This window comes from Xanthomarina sp., from assembly GCF_035306705.1.
In the GTDB taxonomy this organism is placed as follows: domain Bacteria; phylum Bacteroidota; class Bacteroidia; order Flavobacteriales; family Flavobacteriaceae; genus Xanthomarina.
On record NZ_DATGNO010000139.1, the window covers coordinates 21,951 to 33,122 of the forward strand.

Consider the following 11,172-nt stretch of genomic DNA (forward strand, 5'->3'; position numbering starts at 1 on the left):
TTAAGAACTCCGAAAGCCATTTCGGAGTTTTTTTATGTTTCAAAAGTTCAAATAATTAGATTACTTTCGTTTTATGAATTTATCCTATTGGGAAATAAAATCGTGGCTAACCAACATCGATTATACCATTGTTGGAAGTGGTATTGTAGGCCTTAATTGTGCCTTGCAATTAAAACAGCGTTTTCCAAATTCCAATATTTTAATTTTAGAAAGGGGTATGTTACCACAAGGAGCAAGCACTAAAAATGCTGGCTTTGCTTGTTTTGGCAGTTTAAGCGAAATCTTGGACGATCTAAAAACACATTCTGAAGAAGAGGTTATTAATTTGATTAAAAAACGCTTGGATGGTTTGTTGCTTTTAAGACAGACTTTATCAGATCAAGCAATTTATTATCAACAATTAGGCGGTTATGAGTTGTTTTCAAATGAAGACTCACAGCTTTTTGAAACCTGTTTAACAAAAAGAGAAACGATCAATAAATTGCTAAAACCCATTTTTAAAGACGATGTTTTTCAGCTAAAAGAGAATATATTCAATTTTAAAAATATTCAAAAAACCTATCTATTTAATTCGTTTGAAGGACAGATAGATACAGGAAAAATGATGGAAGCCTTGCTTCAACAAGCACATTCCAAAGGCATTAAAATTTTAAACAACATTTTGGTCGAAGGTTATGTGGATCAATTAGATAGTGTAAAAGTAAAAACCAACAAGTTAGAGTTTCAAACCAAAAACCTCATTTTTACAACCAATGGATTTGCATCGCAACTAATATCTAAAAAAGTGAAACCAGCTAGAGCACAGGTTTTAATAACAAAGCCTATAAAAAACCTTCATATTAAAGGTACGTTTCATTTAGATAAAGGGTATTATTACTTTAGAAACATAGACGATAGAATCCTATTTGGAGGAGGTAGAAACCTCGATTTTGAAGGCGAGGAAACCACTGAATTTGGCCAAACGGAACGCATTCAAAATAAATTAAGGGAACTTCTAAAAACAGTAATTTTACCCGAAACAGATTTTGAGATAGACTATAGTTGGAGCGGTATTATGGGTGTTGGAACGAGTAAGGAGCCTATTGTAAAACAACTTTCAAATCGTGTATATTGTGGTGTTAGATTAGGCGGAATGGGTGTTGCCATTGGAAGTTTAATTGGTAGAGAAATAGTGGATTTAATCGAATAAGATGCTTAAAAGATTCTTCAAATTTATTTTTAAACTCATAGTTGGTGCAATTATCCTATCTATAGGCATGGTTATTTTGTACAAATGGGTGCCAGTTCCTATAACTCCTTTAATGCTTATTAGAGGGGTTGAAAACTATCAAAATGATAAACCTTTTTCTTGGGAACATGATTGGGTTTCGATAGATAAAATTTCTAAAAACATGCAATTGGCAGTTATTTGCAGCGAAGACCAAAATTTTTTAAACCACAAGGGATTCGATGTAAATGCAATAGAAAAGGCTTATGAAAACAACAAAAAAGGCAAACGCATTAAAGGAGCCAGCAGCATAAGTCAGCAAACAGCTAAAAATGTATTTTTATGGCCAGAACGCAGTTGGTTGCGAAAAGGTTTAGAAGTATATTTTACCTTCCTAATAGAAACTATTTGGTCTAAAGAGCGAATTATAGAAGTGTACTTAAACAGCATTGAAATGGGTCCTGGTATTTATGGAGCCGAGGCGGCCGCAACTTATTGGTATAATAAACCTGCCTCAAAATTAACTCCATATGAAGCGGCTTCTATTGCAGCTATTTTACCAAATCCGTTAAAATTTAAAGCTCGTCCTGCCACTAATTATATTGAACGTAGAAAAGCATGGATCGTGAGACAAATGGGCTATTTTGGAAAGCTGGATTACAATAAATCAGATGGAAAATAAATTAGGGGTAAAGCAGCAATTATTTTCTCAATGTGAGGCGTTTTGTAACTCCCGACTTAATAACATTCAAAAAACCATTGAGGAGATACAAGAGTCGCTAACTTCTGAAACCAAGAGTAGTGCTGGAGATAAGCATGAAACTGGAAGAGCCATGCTGCAAATTGAACGTGAAAAAGCAGGAAGCCAATTGGCTGAAATTCAAAAATTACAAGAATTGCTTTCTAAAATAGATGTGTCTAAAACGTCAGAATCAGTTTGTTTAGGATCTCTTGTAATAACGTCTTCCTCAAATTACTTTATTGCTATTAGTGCTGGGGAATTAAAAGTTTCAGATCAGATATTTTACGCGATTTCTCCAATAACTCCTATAGGAAAATTGTTGATGGGCAAACAGGTTGGAGCCTTGTTAAGTTTTAGGGAACAGAAATTTACAATTGTTGCTATTTTATAATCAAATAAATCTCTGTGTTTTTGTCGAGGTAATCTTTATGTTCAAGAAGAATGGTTTGTCCGTTTAAGTCTGCTTCAATCAAATAAAAAGGTCCTTTAAAATAGCTGGTTTTTACCGTTGCTTTTAAATTTGAATTTCCCACAACTTCTATTTGATGCGCATAAATAATCTTTCCGTCTATCACATTAAACTCGCCAAAGAAAGATGCTATTAGTGGCGACTCGGGATACTTGTACAAATGTTTTGGACTGTTGTTTGCCACAATTTTATGTTCGTTTAAAACAATCATTTTATCTGAATAAGGCAAAACATCTTCTTTATCGTGGGAAGCAACAATACACGCAATGTTATTTTCCTTTAAAAAATGGAATAAACGGCGTCTTAAACTTTGCTTCTTATAATTGTCTATATGACTAAATGGCTCGTCCAATAAAATAATTTCTGGAGCATTGGCCAATGCTCTTGCTAAGGCTACACGTTGTTTTTGTCCGCCACTTAAAAGTTTCACTTTAGTATCAGTAAATGGCGTTAGCTCAACCACTTCCAGAAGTTCTTTTATACGTGCTTGCTTTTCTTCGGGATAAAAATTAGATAAGTGTTTCCCAATATTTTCGGCCACCGTGGTATATGGCATTAAATCGAATTCCTGAGAGACATATTTCATAAAATCGTAACCAACAACCAAGTTATGCTTGGGGCCAAGAATTTCATTGTCTTTCCAAAATATACTTCCTTGATTGGCATCTAATTCCCCATAAAGTAATTTTAATAAAGTACTTTTTCCCGAACCACTTTCTCCAATAATAGAAAGGTGCTCTCCTGCATTTAGAACAAAATCTATGTCTTGGAGAACTGGTTTTTTCAGGTATTTAAAAGAGATGTTTTTTACTTGCAGCATCTTACAAAAATAACATAAAAAAAAGCCGTTTGAAATTTCAAACGACTTTAAATTTATAAGAGAAAATTTTAGCCTTTTACTGCTTCATCTATTTTTTTAGGTAAGGTTTTAAAGCCCATATTAAAAAGTGTAAAACCAAAAATATCAGCACTTTGTTCAATGGTTTTACTTACTGGGGTTCCTGCGCCATGACCTGCATCTGTTTCTATTCGGATAAGGGTTGGATTAGTTCCTGTTTGTTTACTTTGTAATTCTGCAGCAAATTTAAAGCTGTGCGCAGGAACCACTCGGTCGTCGTGATCGCCGGTAGTAATTAAAGTAGCAGGATACTCCACGCCTTCTTTAATATTATGTAAAGGCGAATAGTTTATTAAATAAGTAAACATGTCTTTATTGTCGTCAGCTGTACCATAATCGTAAGCCCAGCCAGCCCCTGCTGTAAAGGTATGGTAACGCAACATATCCAAAACACCAACGGCCGGTAAAGCTACTTGAAACAGGTCTGGACGTTGGGTCATAGCTGCACCAACTAAAAGACCTCCATTAGAACCACCTTTTATAGCTAGGTATTTTGAAGAAGTATATTTGTTATCTATTAAATATTGAGCAGCAGCAATAAAGTCGTCGAAAACATTTTGCTTTTGCATTTTGGTACCTGCGTCGTGCCATTTTTTACCATATTCTCCCCCACCACGTAAATTAGGAACCGCATAAATACCACCTTGTTCCATCCAAACCACATTGGCAATACTAAAAGCAGGAGTTAAACTAATATTAAAACCTCCATAGCCATAAAGAATGGTTGGGTTGTTTCCGTTTAATTCCAACCCTTTTTTATGCGTAATAATCATAGGTACTTTCGTACCATCTTTAGAGGTAAAAAACACTTGGTTGCTTTCGTAGTCATTTGGATTAAAAGCAATTTCTGGTTTACTATATAATGATGAAATTCCTGTTTCTATTTGATAGTTGTAAATATTTCCAGGAGTAATATAATTGGTAAAGGAATAATATAATTCAGTTTCATCCTTTTTAGCTGAAAAACCTCCAGCAGTTCCAAATCCCGGAAGTTCTACTTCGCGAACCTTAGTGCCATCGTAATTGTATTGATATACTTTTGAAACAGCATCTACCATATAAACGGCAAATAAATAATTACCTGCTTTTGAAGCCGATAAAACATGTTCGGTTTCTGGAATAACATCGACCCAATTCTCTGGAGTAGGGTTTGAAGCAGATACTTTTACCACGCGTTTATTTGGTGCGTTTAGATTAGTTAATAGGTAAAGAACATCACCTTTGTTGGTAATTACTCCCGTGTCGCTGTCTGTATCTCCTAAAATTTCAACAAAGGATGAGTTTGCTTTATTTAAGTCTTTTACATATAATTTATTTCCAGACGTGGACACTTTTGGATTTATAAATAAAAATTTATCATCTTCAGTAACATTTCCTGTAATATATCGATGTTTTTCTGTGTCTGTTCCTCCATAAATAAGCAGGTCGTCTTTTTGAGGCGTTCCTAATTTATGATAGAAAACTTTATGCTGATCGGTTTTTGCAGATAGTTCGCTTCCTTCAGGTTTGTCGTAGCTAGAGTAGTAGAAACCTTCGTTTTTATACCAAGAAACACCACTGAATTTGATGTCAACCAACGTGTCTTCAAGAATTTCTTTGGTTTCGGTATCAATAAGGATGACTTTTCTCCAATCGCTGCCGCCTTCGGAAATTGCATAAGCTAACAGTTTACTGTTTTTCGAGAAAAATAGCCCACCTAAGGAGGTGGTTCCATCTTTACTAAACGTATTTGGATCTAAAAAGACCTCCTCTTCAGTAGCATCTTTTTTCTTTCTATAAATAACCGATTGATTTTGAAGTCCATTGTTTTTATAATAATAATTATAGTCTCCCTCGGTTGAAGGTGCTCCAATTTTCTCGAAATTCCAAAGGGTTTCTAATCGATTCTTTAAACTGTCTTTATATGGAATGGTTTCCAAATAACCATAAGTTAATTCGTTTTCTGTTTTCACCCATGCAGCCGTTTCCGCACTTCTATCGTCTTCTAACCATCTATATGGATCTTTAACTTCTGTTCCAAAATATGTGGTAAAGGTGTCTACGGTTTTGGTTTTAGGATAGTTCAATGGCGCTTCTGGGTTTTTAGTGTTTGTCTCGCAACTTATAATAAGTGTTGCACATACACATGAAATAATAATTTTTTTCATAAGGATGTTATATAGATGAATTTAATACTTGACTTGAATAAAAACATAAGCTCCAAAAATAAGCAAAACCAATTAGTTTAATTCCAAAGGCTTTGTTAATTAATAAGATGCAAAAAGACCGCTTTCGAAAGGGAAAACGGTCTTTTAAAATTAACACTAATAGTTAAATATTATAAATCGAATTTAATGCCTTGGGCTAATGGCAATTCATCCGAATAGTTTACTGTATTTGTTTGACGACGCATATATACTTTCCAAGCATCAGATCCAGACTCACGTCCACCACCTGTTTCTTTTTCGCCTCCAAAAGCACCACCAATCTCAGCGCCTGAAGTTCCAATATTTACGTTTGCAATTCCACAATCTGACCCTGAAAATGATAAGAATTTTTCGGCTTCTTTCAATTCATTCGTCATAATAGCTGATGATAATCCTTGAACCACACCATTTTGTTGCTCGATAGCATTTTCAACTTCCCCTGAATATTTCATTAAATATAAAACAGGAGCAAAGGTTTCGTGCTGTACAATTTCAAAATGATTTTTGGCTTCAATAATAGCTGGTTTCACGTAGCATCCACTTTCGTAACCTTCACCTTCAAGTACACCACCTTCAACCAATACATTTCCACCTTCAGCTTTTGCTTTTTCAATAGCTGCTAAATATGTTTTTACGGCATCTTTGTCAATTAATGGTCCAATATGGTTTTTCTGATCTAGTGGATTTCCAATAGTTAATTGACCGTAAGCGCCTACAATAGCATCTCTTACTTTATCGTAAACCGATTCGTGAATGATTAAACGACGAGTTGATGTACAGCGCTGTCCAGCAGTTCCAACTGCTCCAAAAACAGCACCAGGAACAACTACTTTTAAATCGGCTGTAGGTGTAATAATAATGGCATTATTACCTCCTAATTCCAATAACGATTTTCCAAAACGCTCTGCTACGGTTACTCCAACAATTCTACCCATTCTTGTAGATCCTGTAGCAGAAATTAAAGCAGCACGTGGATCCTTAGTCATCATTTCACCAACTTTATAATCGCCAGTTATAATATTTGAAGTACCTTCTGGTAAGTTGTTTTCTTTTAAAATTCCAGCAATAATATTTTGACAGGCAATAGAACATAATGGTGTTTTTTCTGAAGCTTTCCAGATACAAACATCACCACAAACCCATGCTAGAGCTGTATTCCACGCCCAAACAGCTACTGGAAAGTTAAACGCCGAAATAATACCAACCACACCTAATGAGTGCCATTGCTCACGCATAACGTGACCCGGACGCTCAGATGGAATTGTTTGCCCGTTTAATTGTCTGGATAAACCAACGGCAAAATCACAGATATCGATCATTTCTTGAACTTCACCATAACCTTCTTGTAAAGATTTTCCCATTTCATAAGAAACCAATTTCCCTAAAGGTTCTTTCAATTCACGTAATTTATTTCCAAATTGACGTACAATTTCGCCACGTTGAGGTGCAGGTACAGTTCTCCAAGTTAAGAATGCTGATGTTGCAGCAGTCATTACTTTTTCATAATCTTCCTTTGAAGTTGTTTTTACTTTACCAATTAAATTCCCGTCAACAGGAGAATAACTCTCAATAATGTCGCCATTAGAAAAGTTTTTTGAACCTGTTGAAGTTCCTTCATTTATATCTTTAACTCCTAGTTGTTTTAGAGCTTCTTTAATCCCGAAATCGGTAGCAATTGCTTCCATATTTACTTGTTTTTTTTACTGATTATTAAATAGAAATACAAAGATAGGAATAAAAAGTCGTTTTAGCCTGAGATGGCTTTTCTAAATAATGTAACTTTAAGACTTCTATTTTAAGATGTATTATTATGAAAAGCTATATGTATTTTTTGTGCTTATGCTTCGTTTTTTTTAGTTGTAAAAATGAAGAAGAACTAAAGGTTTATTCAAAATCTAAAGCTATTGAGGCCACTGCAACACAAACCAATCAATTTGCTATTGTTATCCATGGAGGAGCAGGAACTATTTTAAAAGAAAATATGTCTAAGGAAGATGAAGCAGCTTATAAATTAAAACTGGAAGAAGCCATTCGTGTGGGCTATGAAATTTTAAAAAACGGAGGAAGTAGTTTGGATGCCGTTGAACAAACCATTCATGTTATGGAAAATTCTCCCTTGTTTAATGCTGGAAAAGGAGCTGTTTTTACCAATGCAGGAACCAATGAATTGGATGCGTCCATTATGGATGGAAAAACCTTGAATGCTGGAGCATCTGCAGGAACTAGAACTGTTAAAAACCCGATTAGTTTGGCAAGAGCCGTTATGGAGCATTCACCACATGTTATGTTGGCCGGATATGGAGCAGATGTGTTTGCCAAAGAACAAGGTTTGGAAATTGTAGATTCCATGTATTTTTATACTGAAGATAGAATGAACTCTTTAAAGCGTGTAAAAAGGTATGAAGATGAAAAAAAAGCAGACAATAAAACAGCTTTTTATGATGCCACTATTAAAGACTCCAAATTTGGAACCGTAGGATGTGCAGCTTTAGACAAGCATGGAAATTTGGCAGCAGGAACATCAACAGGTGGAATGACCAACAAACGTTGGGGACGGGTTGGCGATGCACCAATAATTGGAGCTGGAACTTATGCCAATAACAATACCTGTGCTGTTTCCAGTACCGGTTGGGGAGAGTTTTTTATTCGCGCCATGGTAGCTCATGATATTTCCGCACTCATGGATTACAAAGGATTCACACTTCAAGAGGCTGCTAAGGAAGTCATTCAGAAAAAAGTTCCTGAACTTGGAGGAGATGGCGGAATTATTGCAGTCGATAAAAATGGAAATATGGTTATGGAGTTCAATACGGAAGGAATGTATCGAGCTACTATGAACGATAAGGGCGAACTAACCATAGGTATTTATAAAGATATCGAAAACTAGCTGATTTTCGGCATGCCATAAACCAATCAAAGTACTTACTTTGTAACTAAATATTACTTTAATACTTTTATTTTTATTCAATGAAAAATCTCCAATCTATGTCTTTTAAAAAAGTCTTAACTCTTATTGTTATACTATCCGTTATTGCTTCGTGTAAAAAGAACGAAACGGAAACCGATAATATTTTTAAATTTCGGGAATATATAAGTTATACTACTTCGGGTTTAAGCTCCATTGCCGAGCCTATTCAAATAAATTTAGCCAAAGAAGTCGAAGGTTGGGAAGCAGAACAGGAATTAACAGATAATGTAGTTACTATTTCCCCACATGTGTCGGGTAAACTTATAGTAATTAATAAACACGCACTACTTTTTAAACCAGATGAAACCCTAGAACCTTCAACGGAATATACAGTTACGGTTAAACTTAATAAAATCTATAAGGATATTCCTAAAGAACTGGCAAACTACACCTTTCAGTTTAAAACCATCACCCCTAATTTTACGATTGTTACCAATAATTTACAATCCTATAGTAAGGAATGGCAGTATGTTGAAGCGGTTTTACGAACTTCGGATGTCATCTCGCTAAAACAAGCTAAACAATTGGTCGAAGCCTCGCAAAATGGTAAAAAACTAGCTATTGTTTTTAATGAATACAACGAAAAAGCGAAATTTTTCGATTTTAAAATTGACAGCATCCACAGGGAGATTGAAGATTCTGAAATTCTTGTAAAATGGCAAGGAAAAGCGATTAATGCTGAAAACACAGGCGAAAAGAAACTGAGCATTCCAGGTATTAACAATTATACAATCACTAAGGTCGAAGTTATCCAAACCCCAGATCAATACGTATCAATTAACTTTTCCGATCCATTAAAAAAACAACAAAATTTTGATGGTTTGATTACCATTGAAAACTCGAAAAACCCGAAATTTATCGTTGACGGAAATATTTTAAAAGTCTATCCTGAAAGTAAATTGGTAGGCGATATTCAAGTGGATATTTTCCCAGGAATTTCAAATATAGATGGGTTTAAATTGAAAAAATCTTTTTCAGAAAAAATTACCTTCGAAAACCTCAAACCACAAGTTCGATTAATTAGTAATGGCTCCATTCTGCCAAATTCTAAAGAACTAAAATTTAATTTTGAAGCAGTTAATTTAAAAGCTGTGGATGTTCGGGTTATTAAAATTTTTGAAGACAATATTCTCCAATATTTACAAGACAATTCTTTGAATAGTGATGATGATTATGCCGTTAAACGAGTGGGACGTCGTATTGCCAAACAAACCATAGAATTGCAAACCGAAGCCGAAAATACGGGAAAATGGCGTGCCTACAGTATCGATCTTTCAAAGTTTATTAATGCAGATCCAGGTGCTATTTATCGTGTGGAATTAAGTTTTAATAAAGACTATTCCCTGTACGATTGTACTGCAAATACAACAGCTTCCATAAGTGACGACGAATATGATGATTATTATTACGAAGACGATTACTATGGTAACGATTATTCTGAAGATGCCTATACCGAAGACGACGATTTAAGGGAAGAAGCTTATTGGGATAATTTAATTTATAGCTATAAAAACTATTCGCATAACTGGAACGAGCGCGAAAATCCGTGTCATGACGCATATTACAATGGCAATCGTGTGGTATCTCAAAATTTGCTGGCGTCCAATTTGGGTGTTATTGCCAAGCGAAGCGAGCATAATTCCTATTATTTTGCAGTAACTAATATTTTAACCACGAATCCAGAAGCCAATGCTTCCGTGACACTTTATAATTATCAACAACAGGAAATAGCCACGCTTTTTACAGATTCGGAAGGCCTAATCACGTTTGATATAGATAAATACGCAGCTTTTGCTATTGTTAGAAAAGGAAACAATACAAGCTATGTAAAACTAAACGATGGTAACTCGCTATCTCTAAGTAAATTTGATGTTTCCGGAAATAAATTACAACGTGGACTTAAAGGTTATTTATATGGAGAACGCGGAGTTTGGCGTCCTGGAGACACTTTGCATTTAACTTTTATGTTGAATGATAAAGCCAATCCACTTGCAAAAGGACATCCGGTAAAATTAGAAATTACAGATCCTAATGGAAAATTAACTTATAAAAACATTACCACAGACCATTTAAACAATTTTTACAAATTTACAGTTGCAACCAACACCGAAGACAAAACTGGAAATTACAGTGCAAAAGTATCTGTTGGTGGGGCTACCTTTCATAAAACCTTAAAAATTGAAATGGTAAAACCAAATCGTTTAAAAATTAAAATCGATTTTGAAAATGCCATTTTAACCAATAACGAACCTTTAAAAGGAACTTTGGATGTCGCATGGCTTCATGGTGCCCCTGGAAAAAATTTAAAAGCTGAAATTAAAGCAAAAATTAGCAGTTCGAATACCGGATTTAAAAACTATAAGAATTATGTTTTTTTCGATCCGACTTGTGAGTTTAATACGGAAGAATTAAATATTTTTGAAGGCCATGTCAATGCTGAGGGTATTGCTCAAATTAACAACAAACTAAAGGTTGGTAAAAATGCACCAGGCATGTTGAATGTGCAGTTTTTAGTTCGTGCTTTCGAAAATGGGGGCGATTTTTCTATGGATGCTTTTACCATGCCTTACGCACCTTACGAATCTTTTGTAGGTCTTCGCTCGCCTGAAGGTAATGCGTATGGTTCCTTTTTTACAGATGAAAATCAAAGCTTTGATGTGGTTGTGGTCGACAAAGATGGCAAACCCATACAACGAAATAAT

Annotated in this window: 8 protein-coding genes; 5 read left to right on the forward strand and 3 right to left on the reverse strand. The window is 35.0% G+C overall.

Features of this window, described 5'->3' with window-relative positions:
- Positions 1–73 precede the first annotated feature (73 nt).
- From VKY47_RS11335 to VKY47_RS11345, 3 genes are read left to right on the forward strand one after another with little or no spacing between them, the layout of a single operon-like run.
- On the forward strand, positions 74–1,189 hold the full coding sequence (locus tag VKY47_RS11335; protein ID WP_324312903.1) for an NAD(P)/FAD-dependent oxidoreductase: 1,116 nt from the start codon (positions 74–76) through the stop codon (positions 1,187–1,189).
- A 1-nt stretch (position 1,190) separates the two neighbouring features.
- Positions 1,191–1,889, forward strand: coding sequence for a monofunctional biosynthetic peptidoglycan transglycosylase (gene mtgA / locus VKY47_RS11340; RefSeq protein ID WP_324312905.1), 699 nt, complete (start codon positions 1,191–1,193; stop codon positions 1,887–1,889).
- Entirely contained in the window at positions 1,879–2,340 is a 462-nt protein-coding gene (locus VKY47_RS11345) for a 3-oxoacyl-ACP synthase (RefSeq protein WP_324312906.1), read from the forward strand. Before mtgA ends, VKY47_RS11345 begins: the two co-directional genes overlap by 11 nt.
- Here the strand turns inward: VKY47_RS11345 and VKY47_RS11350 are convergent.
- The 3 genes from VKY47_RS11350 to amaB all read right to left on the reverse strand — a co-directional run bounded on the left by VKY47_RS11350 (position 2,330) and on the right by amaB (position 7,187).
- Positions 2,330–3,238, reverse strand: coding sequence for an ABC transporter ATP-binding protein (locus tag VKY47_RS11350; RefSeq protein ID WP_324312907.1), 909 nt, complete (start codon positions 3,236–3,238; stop codon positions 2,330–2,332). The genes VKY47_RS11345 and VKY47_RS11350 overlap by 11 nt on opposite strands.
- A gap of 68 nt (positions 3,239–3,306) precedes the next feature.
- Entirely contained in the window at positions 3,307–5,463 is a 2,157-nt protein-coding gene (locus VKY47_RS11355; protein WP_324312908.1) for a prolyl oligopeptidase family serine peptidase, read from the reverse strand.
- 170 nt (positions 5,464–5,633) lie between these two features.
- On the reverse strand, positions 5,634–7,187 hold the full coding sequence (gene amaB, locus VKY47_RS11360) for an L-piperidine-6-carboxylate dehydrogenase (protein ID WP_324312910.1): 1,554 nt from the start codon (positions 7,185–7,187) through the stop codon (positions 5,634–5,636).
- Positions 7,188–7,312: 125 nt separating this feature from the next.
- On the opposite strand from amaB, the gene VKY47_RS11365 reads away from it, so the two are divergent.
- Positions 7,313–8,389 carry an isoaspartyl peptidase/L-asparaginase family protein gene (locus tag VKY47_RS11365; RefSeq protein WP_324312912.1) on the forward strand — a complete coding sequence of 359 codons (1,077 nt, stop codon included), beginning with the start codon at positions 7,313–7,315 and terminating at the stop codon, positions 8,387–8,389.
- Positions 8,390–8,487: 98 nt separating this feature from the next.
- Positions 8,488–11,172: MG2 domain-containing protein (locus VKY47_RS11370; protein ID WP_324312914.1), on the forward strand; the 2,685-nt coding region annotated here is incomplete at its 3' end.

What these genes read in the sequence shown, in the direction of transcription:
- VKY47_RS11355 (WP_324312908.1), bottom strand. Translation starts at nt 5,463, where the DNA reads ATGAAAAAAATTATTATTTCATGTGTATGTGCAACACTTATTATAAGT.
- VKY47_RS11350 (WP_324312907.1), bottom strand. Translation starts at nt 3,238, where the DNA reads ATGCTGCAAGTAAAAAACATCTCTTTTAAATACCTGAAAAAACCAGTT.
- amaB (WP_324312910.1), bottom strand. Translation starts at nt 7,187, where the DNA reads ATGGAAGCAATTGCTACCGATTTCGGGATTAAAGAAGCTCTAAAACAA.
- VKY47_RS11345 (WP_324312906.1), top strand. Translation starts at nt 1,879, where the DNA reads ATGGAAAATAAATTAGGGGTAAAGCAGCAATTATTTTCTCAATGTGAG.
- VKY47_RS11365 (WP_324312912.1), top strand. Translation starts at nt 7,313, where the DNA reads ATGAAAAGCTATATGTATTTTTTGTGCTTATGCTTCGTTTTTTTTAGT.
- mtgA (WP_324312905.1), top strand. Translation starts at nt 1,191, where the DNA reads ATGCTTAAAAGATTCTTCAAATTTATTTTTAAACTCATAGTTGGTGCA.
- VKY47_RS11335 (WP_324312903.1), top strand. Translation starts at nt 74, where the DNA reads ATGAATTTATCCTATTGGGAAATAAAATCGTGGCTAACCAACATCGAT.